Genomic DNA, 18,792 nt, shown 5'->3' with positions numbered 1-18,792 from the left:
AATGGAACGGGCACCCCTGTACCCAGAAGGCGAAGCGCAGGCAAGGACCCAGTGCGCGAGTGCGGGGGAGCTTGGCGTAGAGACGGATCATCGGGGGCGAGCCCGGCCGCTTTGCCGGACACCCAATACGGTCTTGGCATTCATCACGTGGGCTTGTCGAGCGCGGCAAGGGCTTTCTGAGCCTCTTGATTACCCTGATCCGCGGCCTTCCGGTACCAGCGCATCGCCTCGGCTCGATCCTTGTTCACGCCAACACCGCGCTCGAAACAGTTTCCCAGGTCGAATTGGGCGTCGGCATAACCCTGATCGGCCGCCCGGCGATACCAGCGCACCGCTTCGGCAGGGTCTTTCTGCAAGCCGGAGCCGTACCGGAAACAGAAGCCCAACCTGTATTGCGCCTCGGCATTGCCCAGGTCCGCCCCCTTGCGGTACCAGCGGGCCGCCTCGGCTTGGTCTTCTTCAAGACTAATGCCGTAATAAAGCGCATTTCCGATCGCAAGCTCCCGAGCGCCCGGGACATCGCGAGCAGCGTCGCGCGCCAGAAAAAGCCGCAGCCCTTCCGCGTCGTCTCTGGGCACTCCACGACCAATGAAATACATCACCGCGAGCGCCTCCCCTGCTTCGCCTTCTCCCCGCTCGGCCGCTTGGCGATACCAGCGTGCCGCCTCGGTCTCGTCTTGTGCGACACCGCGGCCGAAAGCGAAGCACTTACCCAGCCACAATTGCGCCTTGCCATTGCCCTGCGCGGCAGCCTGACGATACCAGCGCACCGCCTCGGCCTCGTCCTTCTTTTCGACGCGGCTGCCACAATAATAGCGATGACCGATCTCGAATTGCGCCTCGGCATGACCCTGCTCGGCCGCCTCGCGATACCAGCGCATCGCCTCAGTCTCGTTCTTTTCCACGCCCCAACCACGAGCGAAGCACTCTGCCAATTCGTTTTGCGCTTCTGCATACCCCTGCTCGGCCGCCTTGCGATACCATTGCACACCCGCGCCGAAACCTCGGTTGTACCCGAGAGACCGGCCGATTTCAAATTCGCGGACGCCGGGAATCGCGCTGACCGACTCATGCACCGGAAACCACCGCAGCGCCGCGGTCTCGTCCTTGGGGACACCAACACCGGTGGCGTACATCAGGGCGAGACGCTCCCGGGCTTGATGATCTCCCCGCTCGGCCGCCGGGCGATACCAGCGCACCGCCTCCGCGTTGTCCTTGTCGACGCCGCGACCGTGCTCATAACACTCGCCGAGCTCGCGCTGCGCATGGGTATTCCCCTGCTCCGCCGCCATGCGATACCAGCGGACAGCCTCGGTTTGATTCTTTTCGACACCACGACCCCAACCGAAAAAATGTCCTAGCCAAACTTGCGCTTCGGCATACCCTTGATCGGCCGCTTTACGATACCAGCGCACCGACTCTGCTTCGTCTTTTTCGATTAAATATCCATCAAAACTAAATCCGATCGCCCATTCCAGAGATCCCGGGCCAACCAGCCGGTTATCGGAACGCGCGAACATGCGCAGCCCGGCTGCCTCGTCCTTCTGGACACCGCGACCAGTCAAATACATCAGCGCGAGGGATTTCTGAGCATATTGATCTCCCAGCTCGGCCGCGTCTCGATACCAGCGTGCTGCCTCGGCTTGGTCTCTTGCAACGCCGTGACCGAAATAGAAGCACCTGCCCAACAAGTATGCCGCCGACTCATCCCCCTGCTCGGCTGCTTTGCGATACCAGCGCACCGCCTCGACCTGATCCGCGATAACACCCGAACCATGCTCCAAGCAAGTCCCTAGCCAGTATTGCGCTTCGGCGTGCCCATGCTCGGCTGCTTGGCGATACCAACGCGCCGCCTCTACCTCATCTTTCTCGGTATTCCGCCCTGCTTTGAAATACATCCCGATCGCAAACTCCCGGGCGCCCGGCACATCCCGGTCCTTGGGCTCCACTGGAAAAATCCGCAGCCCCTCGGCCTCGTTCTTGGGCAAACCGCGGCCGGTAATCTGCATCAAAGCGAGCCTTGCCTGAGCATGCGCATACCCCTGATCCGCCGCCCTGCGATACCAGCTTAGCGCCTCTTCCAGGCTCTTGTCGGCACCAACACCGAGATAGTGACGCATGCCCAGCTCGTATTGCGCCGGGGCATAGCCTTGCTCGGCCGATCGGCGGTACCAGCGCACCGCCTCGGCCAAGTCCTGCTCGAGGCCCCGGCCGAAAATGAAACACTGGCCCAGCTCGTATTGCCCGGCGGCATACCCTTGGTCGGCCGACTTGTGGTACCAAGGCACCGCTCCGACTGGGCTTCTGGCGACACCCCAACCATAAAAGAGACACAACCCAAGCCCGTGCTCTCCTGCCGCATCCCCCCGCTCAGCGGCCTCGCGGCAACAGCGATACAGCAAGCCTTGCGCTTCGGCATGATCCGCCTCGGCCGCCTTGCGGTACCACAGAATCGCCGCGGCCTCGTCCTGGGATACCCCTTGGCCGGTTTGGTACATGGTACCCAGCGCGCATTGCGCATCGGCGTTGCCGACCGTGGCGGACGCCAGCAGCCGACGATACGCATCGGAATAGGGCTCATTGCCCAGAACGGGTAGCTGCCGGTCCTCGACGACCAGTGCCAACGACATCAATCCCGCGCGGTCTCCCTCTGCCTCCAGCCAGGCATAGACGGGCCATTGCGAGGACTGGGCGTAGAGCGCTCGCGCAGCGTCGCGCGGCAAGAGCACATGGGGGGATGCGACGCGCCCGAGCCAGTCCGCCGCCCATTCCCTGACCGCGGTGAAGCCCAACGGGAAGCGCCCGGTCTGGATATCATAACCGGCCCGCTGCAATTCGCCCTGGCCGACATACCAGGGGCGGGCCTTCACACCCGCGGTGAATTCCTCCCGCGTGTCGAATGGATCGCGCACCAGGTGCGGAACGGCATCCGGGTTGAACTGCCGCCGCTGCCAGGCCAGCCGGGCAGCTTCCACCCGTTGCCGCAGCACGGCCTTGACCTCCTCGCCCGTGCCGAGGAAGGCCGGAAAGTCCCAGCCGCATTGGGGGCAGCAGCGGGTATCGCCACCGCTGCCGGGGGCCTGTATCAGTGTGCAAATCGGGCAGGTCGGTTCGGTCATGATGGGTCTCCGGCGCTCAGACGCGCGCCTTGAGGGTCTGATCCAGCGCGTCCTGGGCGCGTATCCGCCCGGCCAGCGCTTGGTCGATGGCGCGCAGTTCCCGATCCAGGGCGGCCAGGCGCTCGGGCACGGCGAGCAGGTCCGGGGCCGGCGGGACCTGCATGGCGTCCGCGCCGGTGCCGAGCAGTGCGTCGGCGATCTCGACGCTCGCGAGCCGCCAGGCGTCGTAGAAGGCGACGAGCTGCCGATGCACGCGGCCCAGCGCCCCGAGCATCCCGGTCGGGTCCTCGTCGCGCAGAAAACCCTCGGCCAGCGCGGTGAGCTCGTCGCGGGCTGGGGCCAGCTCGGACTCCAGGGCGCGCAGCCGTTGAAGCGCCGACAGGCGCTCGCGCAGGGCCGACTCGCGGGCGGTCAAGTCCGCCAGTTGGGCGGCGGTCGCGGCCAGATCGGCGTCCAGGCCATCCACCTCCGGCATCAGCGCGGCCAGGCCAGTCTCGGCCGCCGCGATGGCCGCGGCGGTGTCGGCGAGGCGCGTGCGCAGGGCCTGTTTTTCCGCGCCGAGCCTTGCCGCGATGCGGCTGGATTCGGCCGCGGCAAGGGTGCCGAGCGCGCCCCAGTGTCCGCTGCGCTGGAGGTCCGGCAGGCGCGGCAGGGGCTCGGACTGGCCAGCCTCCCAGTCCGCGAGTGCCTTGGCCAGCTCGATGACCAGGACTCGCCGCTCGTGGGGCGCGGCCTGCTCGATGGCCTGCCAGTGACCGGTGAACTGGTGCCGCAGCAGGTCGAAATCGCGATTCGCCATGGACGCTGCTCCTCAATCGACGATCAGCGCGGGTAGCCGCGCCATGACATTGCCCAGGGTCGTCGTCTTCTCCTGGCTCTTATTCTTGGCATCCCGAACGTGAATGGAGAAGACGAGGTTCTGGTCCACCGAAAAGCCGATCTCGATTCTGCTGCCGACTCCCAGTCCCGCGGGCAGGATCGCTTGCAGTGTCTCGCCGCCGATCTCCAACGGCAGGGGCTTATCGGGGATCGGCTCGACATAGACCGGAAGACGGATCTCGGTACTCACCACAAGAAAGGCCTGGGATGACCAGACCGGCTGGCGATAATCCCGAATCCGCACGGTCTTCCTAAGAATGGCGAATCGTACCCGCTGCAAGCCGCCGTCCTTATCCTGAACGAACCCCTGCACCCCCACATCGGCCGGGCAGGTCTCGACGATCTCGGCCAAGTCATTGGCGAGCAGCGCGGCGCCCTTGGAGATGGCGAGCGCCCGGTCGGCCAGCGACAGCACCTCCTCGAAGCGCTGGTCGGTCGACAGCACCCGGCCGAAGGCGTCCTTGATCGCCGCTGAAACCAGCCAGAAGGAGGAAAAGCCGCCGACCATAAGGACGCGGAATTTGGATGGGTCCTCGAGTGCGACCGCATGGGTGCGGATGCGCGCGAGCAGATCGTCCAGCGCCTCCCGGATCGCCGACTCGCTGACCGCTGCGAATGCCTCCGCCAGGTGTTGCGGCTCAACCGAGACCTCCCCATCGTCCAACGAAAACAGCCGCTCGCCTTCGGCCGCCTCCGGAGTCTCACGATGCAATGCCAGGTTTTCGCTGACCGCGGGGGAATGGGTGATCTTGTGCTGCTCGAATTCGCGCACGCGGCGAAAATAGCGTTCCGGATCGCGCCCCCGCAGACCGGGAAAGAGCCGGTCCACCACGGCCTGATCAAAGGCCACGCCGGCGCTGCCGATACGGCCATTGACAATGCCATTGCCGGCGCGCTCCAGGACGGTCATCCGCGGTCGGCCGGCAGCGCCGGGCTCCACCCCAACCAGACAGAAGTCCAGGGTACCGCCGCCGCAGTCGCAGACCAGCAGGTGCCCCTGGAATGGGTGACCTTTTTTCTTTTTGAAGGAATGCAGGTAATAGGTGGCGGCGGCCACCGGCTCGCTGCGCACCTCGACCCGGCCGATGCCCTGCCGCTTGAAACCCTCGATCAGGTGCTCGCGCTTGGTTTGCAGGTTCTGCACCAGCCAGACCTCCGGCACGGTGACGACCACGCGCGCCGGGCGCAAGCCATGCTCGGTCTTCATCTGCTCAAGCAACCGGGCGATGAACCTTTGAGTGATGGCCTCCGGGGTCTGGGAGAGTCCGCCGCCCCAGTGGGCGGCGACCCGGGCCGGCGGCTCGCCGAGCAGCATCTTGAAGTTCTGGTAGACCTCGAACCCGGGCTCGCCGACGCGATCCTTTGCGGCGTGACCGTACTGCTCCGAGGGCCGCAGGCCGCCCCTGAGCGCCATCACACTCGGCACATAGTGGTGCTGCTGATCGGCCGGGCCGAACGTGAGCGCGACGGGCTCGTCGCCGTCCATGCGGCTGATGGCGGTGTTGGTGGTGCCGAAGTCGATGCCGAAGTTCATTAGGATCTCGCACCATAGTTTATCGACAGCTGGCGGCCTATTGCCAGGCGCCATGTTAGAAATGGGGAAAGCAACGGATGGGTTATCGGGCTACCACACGACAGGCGTCATGCCACCGAGCCCCTGATCGACATAGCTCTCGACTAATCGATATATCGGGCTAAATACAGGGACAGCGGCAACACTACGACAAACAGCAAGCCAAGAAGCACCAGCCCACGCATTGATTCCGGCGCGTTGCCAGCCAGAACCGCGCTGAAGAAAAATCCCGCAAGAAAAAGCAAAGTGGTTCCAAAAGGATGGTCCTCCGCCGGCAGCAAAATATTACGAACAACATTCCCATAAAGTCGGTGCTCGCCTCGATTTGTAAGAAGCACCAGACGGTTCAGCTTGACCTTGCCTCTGGGTGCTTCCAGCCATGCAAGAACAGGCACGGTCGGCGATTCTTCGTATAGCGCCTTTGCCTGATCACGCGCCAGGGTAAAAAGGTAGTAGTTACCCCGTCGAAACAGAGAACTAGCCCAGCCTGCTTGAAACAAGTGTTCCAAAGGGAATTTTCCAGTCTTTACGTTGTAATGGCCCTGATCGAGTTTACACGAGCCGACATACCAGGGGCGCGAGCCGATTCGTTGAGAAAATTCCCCCGGGGTCTCGAAAGGGTCTCGTTGAAGCCTCGGCTGCTCGGCCATACGCTCGGGCAGGAGCCAATGCCTTTGTTCCTGCCAGGCGGTCCGTGCTGCATCCAGACGCCGGTCCAACTCCGTCCGCATCTCCTCGGTGCTGCCGAGGAGCGGCGAGAAGTCCCAGCCGCAGCGGGCGCAGTCGGCCCTGTCTTGGTCCTGTTCGTGCTCGCAGACGGGGCAAATGTTGCTACTCATCTCCAGGGGTCTCCGATGCTGTGTGCCGTCGCATTGTCGATTCGTAGGATGGGCAGAGCGCAGCGATGCCCATCCAAGTTGCGCGATGTTGCATGGTGGGCATCGCTCCCGCTCTACCCATCCTACCCGCGATCATGCCCCGGCTCGTTGTCGGCCACTCTCTCGGAAAAGGCACCGATAAGGAAATAGGTCGAGAGGACGCCGCAGATCATCCCGACCATCAAGCCAGGCGTGCCACCCGGTGCTCCGGCTATTGCAACGCCTATCAGTGCCCCGAAGCTCATGCCGCCCGCCGGCAATAACAGGCCGAGAAGGGCGCCGCGAAGGAATGAAAAACTCCTGGCTATCACAGTTCCCTGGCAGCCGATTTGATAAAGATAACCAACCAGGAGTGCGTTAATTGCAAGTCCGCCATCGGTGACTGCGGGCACTTGGAACAGCCATGCGGGTATCGAAAAACTTAACACCCAGATAACAATGATCGTCGGCGTGAAGATCGTGCCCTGGCCGCCCTGCGTGACATCCTGATTCGACGTCGCGATCGGCCTTCGTTGCCGCCAGGCGGTCCGCGCCTCTTCCAGCCGCCGGGACAGGACGGTCCGGACCCGTTCGCCCGTGCCAAGCAGCGGCGAAAAGTCCCAGTTGCAGCGGGTACAGGCGGGTGCCGTCTCTTCCTGTTCCTGCCCGCAGACCGGGCAGGTCTTGTCAGCCATCGCGGTTTGTCTCCGTTCGGCGCGGGTCGAAGACCTCGTCCGGTGTTGCCGCGGTGAGGATGCGGTCGAGCCAGATCTCCAATTCGGGTAGCTCGGCGCGCTCGACGCGGGCGGTCAGGTCGGGTGCCGGCGGACCGAATTTTCCTTGGATCAAACGCAACAGGGCGCGGGCCTCGCCTTGTTGCAGGCCTTCCTCCCGGGCAAATTGTTCCCAACTGGTGACATAAGGCATCTTGCGACCCTCCTCGGATTCAATAAGCTCTTGACGCAATGCCTGCTCCAGCACCCGGGGCAGGCGGATCAGCCAGTCGATGAAGCGCAGCAGCTTCAGTATCTCTGCACGATCGTATTGGAAACGGTACAGCATTTCGATGAGCTCGCGCTTGCGCGCTTTGCGCTCCGGGTCTGTGCCCCGCCGGTGCGCGGCCAGTTGCGCGAGCGCGACGACCGCGAAGGGGTTGCTCGCCGCGCGGGTGCCGAGCTCGGCCTGATCCCAGTCCGGCAGTGCATGGACCCGAAACCGGAAGCTTACCCCATAGCCGTCCCGTTTGCGCCGGTAGACCCCGCCGCCAACGGGGGCCCGGTCGTTGGTCAGCAGGGCGAGGCTCAAGATCTCGACGCCGCGGTAGCGATCGTAGATCCGGTACCAGTATTGGAACATCCGCTCGGGAAAGGCCGCGTCGGCCCGGCCCTGGATCTCGATGTGCAGGAGCAGCCAGAGCTCCTGGCCCTCGCGGCTGTAGACCCTGACCAGTCGGTCGGCCGTGCGGCGACCGATCTCGGAATCCCCCGTCAGGCGTTGCAGTTCGGCGTCCAGGAATTCGTGGGGCCGGGTCCAGTCGATCAGGTCATGCACGGCCGGGAAAAACAGCGCCATGAAGGGCTGGAACCAGGCGTCCATGGCCTCCTTCCAGGGGGAGTCGAAATCCGGCGCGGGGGCGGCCGCCTCAGTGGGGTTCGATGTGGTCTCTGCTTGATCGTGCATCGGGGTCTTCGGCGTGGTGTCGTGGGGAGCGCTCGGTTTGTAGGATCGGCAGGGCGCGGCGATCCCCATCCAACCCGCGCGATGCTTCCTGGAGGTCGAGGCTTTAGCCGGTCCGGCGTGCAGAGGCCAATTCTCTTGGATAGGTCGGCAACCGCCACCGGCTGAAGCCTCGACCTCCGGTTGCCGATGGATCGCGGCCAGCCGACACGATGATCGAGGCCGATTTTTGTGCCGGGAATCGTCTTTCAGATTGAAGCGGCATTGATGCGAGAATTCCAATAGTAATTGACAATAAAGCTGACTACAAGACCGAGTCCAGATCCGATTCCAGGATTGATGCCTGGACCCGCGATAGATAAGGCAAAAGCCGCAAGGCCAATGTATACCGAGACGGCCGCGACAATGTGACATCTAACGAAATTGACTAAGAATCTCCATAGAAACCATAGCGCTCTATTGTTCGTCGAGGTTTCCCTGCTCATGGCATCCACAACCAAGACGGCGTTTGCAATAACGGCTATGACCTGCAGTGACCAGGCAGGTAAGTCTAAGGCGACTACAATACCTATAATCAAAGTTGCCAGCATAAGCAGCGGAAATACAATAGATCGCTCGCGGACATAGCGTAGCGATCCGGAGATCCGATAACGAAGGTTGCTGAGGATTCTGACAAAATCAAACGATGCCCTTTTCGAGTTGTCTGTCTCGCCGTTGCTTCCCGGATCACCCGGAGCGCCAGCACCAGCACCATCCAAGTCGCTACACGGCGAGGGATGCGCGTTCGGCGTGCCCCTTGGAGTCTCTATCAGAATCGGAAATTCCCGATCGGGCGCAACCAGGGTAAGTCCGGTCAGCCGCACCTGCCGGAACGCAGAAAGTGTCGCGCAGACTGGCCATACCTGGCCACGCTGATAGAGTGAACGCGCCTGGTCGCGCGGCAGGTCCAGATAATAGGCATCCGACGGGTTGAGCCAAGTCTCCGTCCAGGCTCGAAGATTCCGTAGTCGTAGCGGAAAGCGCCGGGTCGCAAGGTCGTAACCGCTCTTCTGAAGCTCGCCATCGCCGACATACCAGGGCCGTTCGGAAAGCCGTGCGGCGAATTCCTCCGGCGTCTCGAATGGGTCGCGCTCCAGTTCCGGCACCAACTCCGGGTTGCAGCGCCGCTGCCGCCAAGCAGTGCGCGCCTCGTCCAGACGCCTGGACAGGACGGCGCGGACCTGCTCGCTGGTGCCGAGCAGTGGCGAGAAGTCCCAGCCGCAACGGGCGCAGTCCGCCCTGGTGTGGTCCTGTTCGTGCTCGCAGACGGGGCAAGTCCTGGTCGTCATCTCGGGCGGTTTCCCGTGGTCATTGGGTCAGCGCGGGTCGAAAACGTCCTCGGGTCTGGACGCGGTGAGGATGCGGTCGAGCCAGATCTCCAACTCGGGTAGCTCGGCGCCCTCGACGCGGGCAGCCAGGTCGGGGGCCGGCGGACCGAACTTTCCTTGGATCAAGCGCAACAGGGCGCGGGCCTCACCTTGTTTTTTGACCTTGCTCGATGCCCTCCTCGCGGGCAAAGCGTTCCCAACTGGTGACATAAGGCATCTTGCGACCCTCCTCGGATTCAATAAGCTCTTGACGCAATGCCTGCTCCAGCACCCGGGGCAGGCGGATCAGCCAGTCAGTCCGGGATGTCCTCCGGGCCGATTATCGCACTCTCCTCGGGCGAGAGTTGGCGGAGCAGCGGGCGGACGCGCATGGCCTGGCGCCCGACGATGGCCTCGACCAGCTTGCGCACGTCGCCGGCATTGCCGAAATCGGGCCGCCCGCGGCGCCGGTCCCAGCCGCGCAGATGGGCGGCCAGTTTCTCATGGGCCGCGTCGGTGAGCCGCAGCCCTTGCGCCGCGAATTGGCCGAGGGCGATCACCAGCAACTCCTCCGCGGAGTAGTCAGGGAAGTCGATGAGATCGTTCAGCCGACGGCTGAAGCCTGGATTGGCGCCGATCAACCGCTGCATCTCGGCGGGGTAGCCGGCAAGGATGACACAGAGCCGCGCCCGCTGGTTCTCCATGCTCGCCAGCAGGGTCTCGAAGGCGCGCCGACCGTAGATGTCGTGCTCGTCCGCGGCGAGCTGGTAGGCCTCGTCGATGAACAGCACACCATCCAAGGCCTTGTCGATCTGTACCTTCGTGTTGGTCTCGGCATCGCCCTGGTAGCGGCCGACCAGGTCCTCGCGCTTGACTTCGACCACATGGCCACGGGCGAGCAGTCCGAGCGAGCGGAAGACCTCCCCCATGACCCGCGCCACCGTGGTCTTGCCGGTGCCCGGATTGCCCTGGAACACATAATGGCCCGGCACCAGGTCGGTCCGGCCGCGGTGACGCTGGACCGCCAGGGTGTCGGCCAGGGCGCGCACCGCGTCCTTGACCGACGCCAGACCGACCATGGCGTCCAGGGGCCGCAGCACCTCATCAAGCGAGAGCTCCTGCGCAAGGCCGAGGTACTGGCCCCAGCCGGGCAGCGCCGCAAAGTCCTCCCGGACGATGACAGGACGGGCGCCCGCCTGTTGGACGACCGCATCGACCAGATTGCGAACCTCGCCGGCATTGCCGAAGCGTTCGGGGTCCTGGGCCCGGTGCCAACGCGCGAAGGCGGTCGGCAGGGCCTCGCGTAAAGCCGCATCCTGGTCGCGGCCCTGTTGCGCCAGCATGTCGCCGAAGATGTGGTAGAGCTCGTCAGGACCGTAACTGGCGAGCGTCAGGCGGTTCATTGACGGGAAACGGCGCGGCAGACCCGGATTGGCGTTGCGGCCATCAATGAATTCAATGATCTTGTCCGTATAGCCGGCGATGATGACTGCAAACTGGCCGTTGTAATCGGACATGGCCTTGACCAACTCGGCGACCGCCTCCTTGCCGAAGTCGTTGTCGTTGAGGCTGTAGGCCTCGTCAATGAACAGCACGCCGCCCTGCGCCCGGGCAACGGCCTCGGCGGTACGCTTGACGGTGCCGCCGGTATGCTCCTCGGTCAGGGTGACCTCGACCAAGTGGCCGGTCGTGAGGATACCCTCCTGCCGGTAGATGGCGGCGACCAGCCGCGCCAGGGTGGTCTTGCCGGTGCCGGGACTGCCGAGCAGGGCCAGGTGCAGGTTGGCCAGTTGGTCCGGGTTGGCCGGCGGGGCGACCCTGAGCCGGTCGATGTCATGTGGACCGCGCCTCTGAAGGGGCGGTGTCGCGCGCGCCAGTTGCTCCTTGGCATGGGCCACCAGTGACCGCAGCCGGTCCTCCACCTGGCGGGCCAGCGTGGGGGTCTGGCGCAGGACCTGCCACCGATCGGGCTCTTGCGTGATGTTCATCGTCGGTAGCTCGTGGATCAACCAGGCCATGGAATGGATGCCCGCGTCGGCGTTTTCCGGGGTCAGCCGCTGGGCCAGGCCGACGCATCGGTCGACAATCTGTCTGGAACTCCAGCCCAACCCGCCGCTCAGGCGCAGGCGGTGCAGCAGATGGCCGACCTCGTCCGGCCGCGCGGGGCCGATACGGAAGGCGCGGTCGGCCAGCGGCGACCCGCTGGTGCCATTGCCGAACAGGTGCCGATGCAGCCTGGGTAGCCGCTGCATGGCGTTGCCGTCGATCTCGCCGCGGAAGATCAGCACGGCGAGGTTGCGGCTCGGCGTCGGCAGCCGGGAACCAGTCCAGTCACCCAGGCGACTGTCCCAGAGGCGTACCGCGTCCTCGTCGAGCCGGGCGAACAGGTCCTCGCCGTTCTGGATCAGGATCGCGGTGGGCCGGGGTTCCAGCATCAAGCGGTTCAGCCAGGTGCCGACCTGATCATCGGACATCGCGCCATAGTCCCACCGCGGCGGCTCCTGCGGGTCTGGGGCTGGGGGAGCCGAGGCAGCGCCCGAGCGTGGGCGTATGCGAACCGAACCCAGGGGACCCGACAGCCGCCCGGCGGGGCGGGCGGACGGCGGTGCCGCCGCGTTCGCCGCCGCGCCAAGCTCGGACAAGCGGGCCGAGTCCGGATCGAGAAAGTGCAGCTTCTTGTCCGGCGAAAACAGGACGATCCGTTCGTAACCCAGCGTTTTGAAGTGGCCCCAAAGCCAGGTACTCAGGTCCAGTTCGCGCAGTTGCGGGGTGTAAAAATGATCCCCGGTGTTGCCGTAGAGCGCAAACACGCGCTGGGTCGGATTGGTAAACAGCCTGGTCATGGCTCCCGATGCCTCTGCCCGGTGCTGGGATCAGCGTCGACGGGACCGTTCGGGCGCGGACGCGCGAACCCGGTCGAAATCGCGGCGTACCTCGTCACCGCGGATGGTGCGCTCGTGCCCCGGCACACAATGCAAACCCTCCTGGGTCAGGCCAAGCCTGGCCAGGGTGCGGCTAAGGCGCTCGGTCTGTCGGGCGGCAAACCGGGCGTCGTTGTTGTCCTTGGGATAGTAGGCGAATTGGATGCGGTTCTCGATGCTGCCAAGGGGGGTCTCCTCGGGCAGGACGATGGTGATCATCTCGTCGCCAGCCTGGTCACGCAGCTTGAGGTGGTAGGCGTTCTTCCAGCCCTTGCCGGCGTCGGCGCCCTGACCCGCCCAGGCATCCTCTTGCAGGCGCCAGCCCTCCGCCTCCAGTTCACTGAGCACATCCTCGGCGATATTGACCCGCAATTGGGAGGCGATCAGCCGCTCCTTGGCGTCGGTGACGATGCGCTCCAACTCCGCCTGCAAGGGACGGTTGGCCTCGACCTCGGCCTTGAGGTCGGCAAGCGACAGGCCGGCGGCACCCTGCTCCAGTCGTTGCAGCGACCCGGCGATGCGCTCCTTGAGGGCGCTCAGCGCGCCGTCGCTCCAGTAGTCGATCTCGGCGTCGAGTTCCCGGACGCCCTGGTCGGTGTCGAAGACCCAGCGCGCGCCTTGCTGCACCTCGACGACGGCCAGTTGGGCGCGGGCATTGGTGAGTGCCTCGCTGTACCAGGTGTCCCATTCCTGCTGGCGAAACTCGATCTCGGCCTGGAGCTTGAGCGCCTTGCCGTAGAGTGCCTGGCCGGTGGCGATGGCGGCCTGCTCATGCCCCGCGTCCAGGTTGCGGCGGCTCATCGCCGCTTCGCCCTTGAGTAGGTCGAATTCGCCAGGCGCGAACTGCTGGTGGCGCTGATGCTGTTGGATGTAGTCCAGGATAGTCTGCGAGTCCGCGAGCCATTGGACGGCATCCTGCCGGGCACTGTGTCGCTGCTCGGCGATCCGCGCAAACTGTTGCTCGACCTGCGCGGTCTGCTCGGCCATCAGATCGAGGTATTCCCGCCGCTGTCCGGCAAGCCGTTGATCTAGTTGCTCGACGCGATGGGAGAATTCGGCACCCTGCTCGGTCAGGCGCCGGTCGAGGTCACCGATGGAGCTGGCAAATTCGCGCTGCTGGGCGGCAAAGCGCTGGGCGGTCTCCTGCTCCATGCTGCGCATGGTCTCGGCGTGCGTCTGCTGCTGACGGGAAAGGCGGGCGTTGAACTCGCGGGCGGAGGACTGAAGCTCCGCGCTGAGATTGCCGATGGTGCGCTCGAAGGCCTGGTGCCGACCGTCGGCGGCGCGCCGCTGCTCGTCGATCTGCTGCTGCGCCTGGCGCAATTGGCCATCGAGTGCACTCGCGCGCGACTGGTTGTTCTCGACTTGGCGCGCGGCGTTCATCAGCCGGCGGTATTCGCCCTCGCGCAGACGGACCTCTTTTTCACCGCTCATGATGGGCTCCTGTAGGATCTTCTGCCGGAACTGTCGGTGTCGTGGGATGGCGGGCCGGATCGTCACGGCCTTCCCGATCCGGGGGGCGATCACCGTCCCCCGGAGTGCCGGACGCGGTCATTCCCAAGAACCCGTACAGGCAAAAACAGCGAATCACGGGCGATGGACGACGCGGGACGGATGCAAAATGGCAAGTCTCACCAGCGCTAGCTGACGGTAGATGGCACCGCACCGTCGCGCACGAACAGCCGAACATAAAGGGGCCAGTTCGGCGAGCGTCGTTAGAGCGCTCGCGCCGTGTCATGTGGCGGGATCAGTTGATACGGCATTCGGATTGTAAGTGGTAAACTCGAAGTCTCACAAGAAAAATGTCATAAGATCGGTGAGGCCGCCGCCAGGTCCTGGGCCGCGCCGTCCCGCGGGGAGTGCCCGGAGAAGGGCGCCGCATACCGCGGCATCACCCGCACGGCCGCCGGGAGCGCCGCAACCCAGTGCGGCGAGCCTCCGCTCAAGCCGCGCAGCCGGGGTTATCTGCGAGATCGCGCCGCACTGGGGTGCGGCGCTCCCGGGCTGGACTGGACTGGACCTGAGGCTTGACTTAACGGCGGTGGCGCGCCATCCAGGTGCGCAGCAGGTCCGCGGTCAGCGGCGCCGGTTAGCGGGGCTGCGGCTCCACCTCCAGTCGCCGCTTGGTCGGCCGCAGCATCACCGGAGCACCGTCGCCGTCGGCGAACGCCAGGTCCGCGACATCAATGGTCACCAACTCGGCGCGGCGCGCCTTGGTGTCGTGGCCGACCGCCGCCAAGGCGGCATCCCGTAGCCCCTTCGGGTCCCCAGGGTCGCGGGTCAGCACCCCCAGCGCGTCCTGGAGGAAATAGGGAACGCACCACGGATACTTAGGTGGAATAGCGAATGACGCGAAAGAGCGCCGCGCTAAGGCGATACCGTCGCCAATGGCAGAAAGAGCGTCATCGGCGAGTCAAGCAAGGGCATAAACCCGTGGTGAAGGTAGAACGTCAATGCGGCCTCGTCCTTGGCGCCCACGGTCATGGCAAAGGCCGCGATCTCGGAACGCACGGCCCGGGCTAAGGCGTCGGCGAGCATAGCGCCGCCGAGCCCCTGGCCGCGAAAAACATTGTCCACGGCCAGGCGTCCCAGTCGGACAGCGGGAATCGTGGGGTAGCGAGGCAGTTTACGCGCGGTCTCGGGAGGAAGCGTGGCCAGCGCCAGGCTTGCCGAGGCGAGGGTGTAATAGCGCGCAACGGGTCATTCGCCGCCGAGCAGATCGCGACGGCGGGCGAAGGCGCGCTCCAAGGCGGGAGACGGCGGCGGCGGGGACAGGATGGCCGCGGCGAAGCGCTCCGAATCGGCCAAGGAGAGGCGGATAACCTCGGCCTCCGCGATGGTCCGTTGGGCGGCCTCCTGGACCGCGGCAACGACGAAGTCCGCCATGGCAACGCCCCGGATTTCGGCAGCGCGCTTGAGCATGGCGTGCAGGTCGGCGCCGATGGGGGTGTCAAGGTGGGTCATAGAGGTGCCGGTTGCCATTGGGTTGTCCTCCTCAAGGTCAATGTAGGGCGAAGCACGGTCGAAGTCCATACGCTCGTTGCGAAAGCGAAGCTCATGGACCGACCGGTCGATATCCGCGTCGGTCAAGGCCGCCGCCTCCAGCGAGGTTGCAGTGGCTCGCCGATAGTTGGCATACCAGCTTACTGCTTTTTCGCGGCGCGTGTTTAAGTCCTGTAACGCCTTGTGGTCGTGTTCGCAGACTACGTAGGCAACCGGCCGACCGCGCCGGGTAATCTCGATGGGCTCCCGTTGTGCCTGATCGATCAGATCCCCGAAGCGATTTTGGGCCTCGACCGCTGTCACTACAATCATGATGCGCTCCAAGTATGGCTGCCAGCGTTCAACTTACGTTCAAGGACAGAAGGCAGGTGTGTGCGAAGCGTACCGGCATAGTCCCGACCTGCCGCGATGGCCCGGTCGAGGTCCTCCCGGTGGTCGAAATAATAGGCCAGGGCGGAATAGAACTCGGCAAGATCGAGGTCGTATTCAGCGCCGATCTGATCGGCACTCATTCCCAGTTGCTCATGCCACACCGCGATATCCCGGACCTTGATCCGATGGCCGGCGATATGGGGTTCGCCGCCGACAAACCCTGGGTTCACCTCGATGTGCGCGTCCAACACATTAATCATAGGCTTCAAATCGTCGCTTGCAGGTGTCGATGACTGGACCGGGTGTCGCTGGCGTCTTCTTGCGAAAGACCTCGCCGATAATCACCGCGTCGTGGTCCAGCCGATAGATGATGCGCCAAGTCCCGGCGGTGTCGTTGTATCAGACTTCGGGCAAAATGCTCAGCGCGCGACGGCTTGGCAGGCGATAGATCTCGAAATCGCGCCGATCGAGAGTCGATCAGCACACGCGCTCTGATCATTCTGTCTTGCGTCCTTGCAGAAGCGCCCGAAATGCCTGCTTGTGGGTCCGCGCCAAGTCTGTGGGTCCGTCCTTGCCAACCCCCACCAAATCGCCGATCAGGTCGAACGCGCTACACTCACTCGCTTCGTCGGATTGCGCTGCCTCAAGCGCAATCAGCGCATCACGCACGAGGTCCGACTTGGAGCGCCTGGTCGTCGATGACAAGCGATCGAGACGGGCATCCGTCTCGCGATCCACGGAAATCGTTGCCTGCATAGCCTGCCTCGCTTTGTTGCCCGGGGGTGATCGTTCCGGCTATCGAACGCATCGTCTGCGTATGGACACAGCATTGAAGCCAAGTCATGCTGGTGTATTGCCGGGCTCCAGGGCGCCGGCGCCGTACCAGCGCAGCGCCGCGGCCACCCTTGAAGGGTCCTGCGGAAACTCCGGTTTGGTGGCCAAGATCCGCCAATGTGCGCGTCAAAGAGCTTGCGTGACATCGCTCGTGTGGACTACAGCGACCCCCAGGCACTCTTGCGCCGCCCCAGGCGCAGGCGCGGCAGGATGAGACCGAGCAGGATGCCGCCGGCCAGGACCCCGGCGCCGCTCAGGAACCAGCGCAGGTTGGCCTGGTTCTTGAGATCCCGGTTCTCCTGCTCCAGGTCGGCGCCCGAGCGGGTCAGGGCCGCCACCTGGACGCGCAGGCGCTCCCGGTCGGTGGTGACCTCCAGCACGTTGGCGCTGGCGTGGCGGATGGTCGCCAGGTCCTGCTCCAGGCGCTGCTTGTCGCGCTCCAGTTGCTGGTAACGCGACTTGAGCTCCGCCAGTTCGGTCTGGGTCTTGGCGAACCGGGCGGCGACCGCGTCGGGGTTCTGTTGCAGTTCGGCCAGGCGCGCCTCCAACTCGGCCAGCCGGTTGCGCGCCGCCGGTTCGCTCTTGAGCTGATCATCGGGGACGAACCCGACGGTACCGTCCGCGGTCCTGACCCGGGCGAATTTCGTGGTCTGGTTGACCCCCAGGACCTCCAGCGGGGTGCCGCTGGGCAGCATCTTGAGGATCTTGTAGCGGGTGCTGTCGCCGGCGCGCAGGGTGATCTGCACCTCATCGGTCACATAACGGGTCTCGGCCCGGCCCCAGGTCGGGGTCAGGAGCACGGCGCACAGGCCGAGCAGCAACGGCGCTGATGGTCTCACGGGGCGTTCTCGCTACGACGTGTTGTAGGGCCACCGACGGTGGCAGGGTGGTTCCGATGCGGCATGAGGACCGAAGATCGTTATGTCACGTCCTTTCAGGGCTAGGCCCAGCGATACCTCATACCCAGAGCGTGGCCCTGGGCTGGTATGTCACGCCCCTTTGGGGCTTGGACGGGTCGCAAGAAAAGGCGGAGCAACCTACTGGTACCGCACGATGGGAATGCTCCGACCATTGACCGCACCGCGACCCTAGGGTGCGCCGTGCGCACCATGGCGCCAACCGAAACCCTGGCCGCGGCGATCAACCGCAGCCTCTCAAGGTGCGCACGGCGCACCCTACGCCAATGGTCCGAGCACTTCCATTGAGCGGTACCAGGTCTGCGTTCAGTCTCCGCGCCCCGGCCGCGAACCGCCCTTTGCAGTGCCCGGTGCAAGAGGCGCTGCCGCTCAAGGCCCCGGTACCAGCAGGAACTCAAGCAACGCCTTCTGCACATGCAGCCGATTCTCCGCCTCGTCCCACACCACCGACTGGGGGCCGTCGATAACCGCGGCGGCGACTTCCTCCCCCCGGTGGGCGGGCAGGCAGTGCATGAAGAGGGCGTCCGGGGCAGCGCAGGCCATGAGTGCCTCGCTGACTTGGTAGGGGGCGAACAGGGCCGCGCGCGCGGCGTGCTCGCCCTCCTGGTGCATGCTCGCCCACACGTCGGTGGCGATCAGATCGGCCCCCGCCGCCGCCGCCAGGGGATCGTGCAGGACGGTGCAGCGCTCGCCGGCCGCGGCCAGCAGGTCGGCATCCGGCTCGAACCCGGCGGGGCAGCCCACGCGCAGCTCGAAATCGAAGAGCCGCGCCGCCTCCAGGTAGGTCTGGCACATATTGTTACCGTCGCCGATCCAGGCCACCCGGCGCCCGCGGATGTCGCCACGGTGCTCAAAATAGGTCTGGAGGTCGGCCAGCACCTGGCAGGGGTGCAGCCGATTGGTCAGGCCGTTGATCACCGGGACCTGGGAGTAGGCCGCGAAGCGCTCGACCGTCGTCTGCTCGAAGGTGCGGATCATCACCGCATCGACCATGCGCGAGAGGACCCGGGCGGCGTCCTCGACCGGTTCACCGCGCCCGAGTTGGGTGTCGCGCGCCGACAGGAACAGGGCGTGGCCGCCGAGCTGGACCATGCCCGCCTCGAAGGAGACCCGGGTGCGGGTGGACGACTTCTCGAAGATCATCGCGAGCGTGCGGTATCGCAGGGGGCGGTAGTCCTCCCCGCGGCGGTGCATCGCCTTCAATTCGGTGCCGCGTGCCAGCAGGGCGCGGGCCTCCTCGGCGGTCAGATCGTTGAGTGACAGTAGGTGCCGACAGGTGGCTTGCATCGGGGGT

General features: G+C 64.9%; 17 protein-coding genes. All 17 read right to left on the bottom strand.

The features are described 5' to 3' along the window. Positions 1-143: 143 nt before the first annotated feature. The 17 genes from THSYN_RS06245 to argF all read right to left on the bottom strand — a co-directional run bounded on the left by THSYN_RS06245 (position 144) and on the right by argF (position 18,785). Positions 144-3,119: a tetratricopeptide repeat protein gene (locus THSYN_RS06245; RefSeq protein WP_100918375.1), complete on the bottom strand. Its 2,976-nt coding sequence runs from the start codon at positions 3,117-3,119 to the stop codon at positions 144-146. Between the two features lie 16 nt (positions 3,120-3,135). Beyond that, on the bottom strand, positions 3,136-3,918 hold the full coding sequence (locus tag THSYN_RS06240; RefSeq protein WP_100918374.1) for a hypothetical protein: 783 nt from the start codon (positions 3,916-3,918) through the stop codon (positions 3,136-3,138). 12 nt (positions 3,919-3,930) lie between these two features. After that, positions 3,931-5,532 (bottom strand): Hsp70 family protein, encoded by a 1,602-nt coding sequence (locus THSYN_RS06235; RefSeq protein ID WP_100918373.1) that lies wholly within the window; start codon positions 5,530-5,532, stop codon positions 3,931-3,933. A gap of 143 nt (positions 5,533-5,675) precedes the next feature. Then, a complete protein-coding gene (locus THSYN_RS06230; protein ID WP_100918372.1) occupies positions 5,676-6,410 on the bottom strand; it encodes a hypothetical protein in 735 nt (244 codons plus the stop codon). A gap of 122 nt (positions 6,411-6,532) precedes the next feature. Then, on the bottom strand, positions 6,533-7,123 hold the full coding sequence (locus tag THSYN_RS06225) for a hypothetical protein (protein WP_100918371.1): 591 nt from the start codon (positions 7,121-7,123) through the stop codon (positions 6,533-6,535). After that, the gene (locus THSYN_RS06220; RefSeq protein ID WP_100918370.1) at positions 7,116-8,108 is read right to left on the bottom strand and encodes an RpnC/YadD family protein; all 993 of its coding nucleotides are present in this window, start codon (positions 8,106-8,108) and stop codon (positions 7,116-7,118) included. Before THSYN_RS06220 ends, THSYN_RS06225 begins: the two co-directional genes overlap by 8 nt. Before the next feature lie 245 nt (positions 8,109-8,353). Continuing rightward, positions 8,354-9,433, bottom strand: a complete 1,080-nt coding sequence (locus THSYN_RS33495; protein ID WP_157817491.1) for a GtrA domain-containing protein — start codon at positions 9,431-9,433, stop codon at positions 8,354-8,356. A gap of 27 nt (positions 9,434-9,460) precedes the next feature. Next, the gene (locus tag THSYN_RS33490) at positions 9,461-9,604 is read right to left on the bottom strand and encodes a hypothetical protein (protein ID WP_157817490.1); all 144 of its coding nucleotides are present in this window, start codon (positions 9,602-9,604) and stop codon (positions 9,461-9,463) included. Between the two features lie 161 nt (positions 9,605-9,765). After that, positions 9,766-12,294, bottom strand: a complete 2,529-nt coding sequence (locus THSYN_RS06215) for an AAA family ATPase (protein ID WP_100918369.1) — start codon at positions 12,292-12,294, stop codon at positions 9,766-9,768. A gap of 30 nt (positions 12,295-12,324) precedes the next feature. Then, entirely contained in the window at positions 12,325-13,806 is a 1,482-nt protein-coding gene (locus THSYN_RS06210; RefSeq protein ID WP_100918368.1) for a coiled-coil domain-containing protein, read from the bottom strand. A 655-nt stretch (positions 13,807-14,461) separates the two neighbouring features. Continuing rightward, positions 14,462-14,659 (bottom strand): site-specific integrase, encoded by a 198-nt coding sequence (locus tag THSYN_RS06205; protein WP_100918367.1) that lies wholly within the window; start codon positions 14,657-14,659, stop codon positions 14,462-14,464. A gap of 80 nt (positions 14,660-14,739) precedes the next feature. Continuing rightward, complete coding sequence (locus THSYN_RS35195) at positions 14,740-14,949, bottom strand: GNAT family N-acetyltransferase (RefSeq protein ID WP_236848804.1); 210 nt, start codon at positions 14,947-14,949, stop codon at positions 14,740-14,742. Between the two features lie 123 nt (positions 14,950-15,072). Further along, positions 15,073-15,687, bottom strand: a complete 615-nt coding sequence (locus tag THSYN_RS36950) for a type II toxin-antitoxin system prevent-host-death family antitoxin (RefSeq protein WP_335582492.1) — start codon at positions 15,685-15,687, stop codon at positions 15,073-15,075. After that, positions 15,684-15,998, bottom strand: a complete 315-nt coding sequence (locus tag THSYN_RS06185) for a DUF433 domain-containing protein (RefSeq protein ID WP_418219931.1) — start codon at positions 15,996-15,998, stop codon at positions 15,684-15,686. The genes THSYN_RS36950 and THSYN_RS06185 overlap by 4 nt, the downstream gene beginning before the upstream one ends. Before the next feature lie 244 nt (positions 15,999-16,242). Continuing rightward, positions 16,243-16,503 (bottom strand): ribbon-helix-helix protein, CopG family, encoded by a 261-nt coding sequence (locus tag THSYN_RS06180; protein ID WP_100918364.1) that lies wholly within the window; start codon positions 16,501-16,503, stop codon positions 16,243-16,245. A gap of 236 nt (positions 16,504-16,739) precedes the next feature. Continuing rightward, on the bottom strand, positions 16,740-17,420 hold the full coding sequence (locus THSYN_RS06175) for a TIGR04211 family SH3 domain-containing protein (RefSeq protein ID WP_236848803.1): 681 nt from the start codon (positions 17,418-17,420) through the stop codon (positions 16,740-16,742). Between the two features lie 447 nt (positions 17,421-17,867). Next, positions 17,868-18,785, bottom strand: a complete 918-nt coding sequence (argF, locus tag THSYN_RS06170; protein ID WP_100918363.1) for an ornithine carbamoyltransferase — start codon at positions 18,783-18,785, stop codon at positions 17,868-17,870. Between the last annotated feature and the right edge of the window lie 7 nt (positions 18,786-18,792).

Origin of the sequence: Candidatus Thiodictyon syntrophicum (assembly GCF_002813775.1) — a bacterium.
In the GTDB taxonomy this organism is placed as follows: Bacteria; Pseudomonadota; Gammaproteobacteria; order Chromatiales; family Chromatiaceae; genus Thiodictyon; species Thiodictyon syntrophicum.
This window is presented reverse-complemented; position numbering and strand designations above follow the sequence as displayed.

Excerpts from the sequence above, each read along its gene's own strand:
- THSYN_RS06210 (WP_100918368.1), bottom strand. The coding sequence starts at position 13,806 with ATGAGCGGTGAAAAAGAGGTCCGTCTGCGCGAGGGCGAATACCGCCGG.
- THSYN_RS06180 (WP_100918364.1), bottom strand. The coding sequence starts at position 16,503 with ATGCAGGCAACGATTTCCGTGGATCGCGAGACGGATGCCCGTCTCGAT.
- argF (WP_100918363.1), bottom strand. The coding sequence starts at position 18,785 with ATGCAAGCCACCTGTCGGCACCTACTGTCACTCAACGATCTGACCGCC.
- THSYN_RS06245 (WP_100918375.1), bottom strand. The coding sequence starts at position 3,119 with ATGACCGAACCGACCTGCCCGATTTGCACACTGATACAGGCCCCCGGC.
- THSYN_RS06230 (WP_100918372.1), bottom strand. The coding sequence starts at position 6,410 with ATGAGTAGCAACATTTGCCCCGTCTGCGAGCACGAACAGGACCAAGAC.
- THSYN_RS06225 (WP_100918371.1), bottom strand. The coding sequence starts at position 7,123 with ATGGCTGACAAGACCTGCCCGGTCTGCGGGCAGGAACAGGAAGAGACG.
- THSYN_RS36950 (WP_335582492.1), bottom strand. The coding sequence starts at position 15,687 with ATGATTGTAGTGACAGCGGTCGAGGCCCAAAATCGCTTCGGGGATCTG.
- THSYN_RS06220 (WP_100918370.1), bottom strand. The coding sequence starts at position 8,108 with ATGCACGATCAAGCAGAGACCACATCGAACCCCACTGAGGCGGCCGCC.
- THSYN_RS06240 (WP_100918374.1), bottom strand. The coding sequence starts at position 3,918 with ATGGCGAATCGCGATTTCGACCTGCTGCGGCACCAGTTCACCGGTCAC.
- THSYN_RS06235 (WP_100918373.1), bottom strand. The coding sequence starts at position 5,532 with ATGAACTTCGGCATCGACTTCGGCACCACCAACACCGCCATCAGCCGC.
- THSYN_RS33495 (WP_157817491.1), bottom strand. The coding sequence starts at position 9,433 with ATGACGACCAGGACTTGCCCCGTCTGCGAGCACGAACAGGACCACACC.
- THSYN_RS06215 (WP_100918369.1), bottom strand. The coding sequence starts at position 12,294 with ATGACCAGGCTGTTTACCAATCCGACCCAGCGCGTGTTTGCGCTCTAC.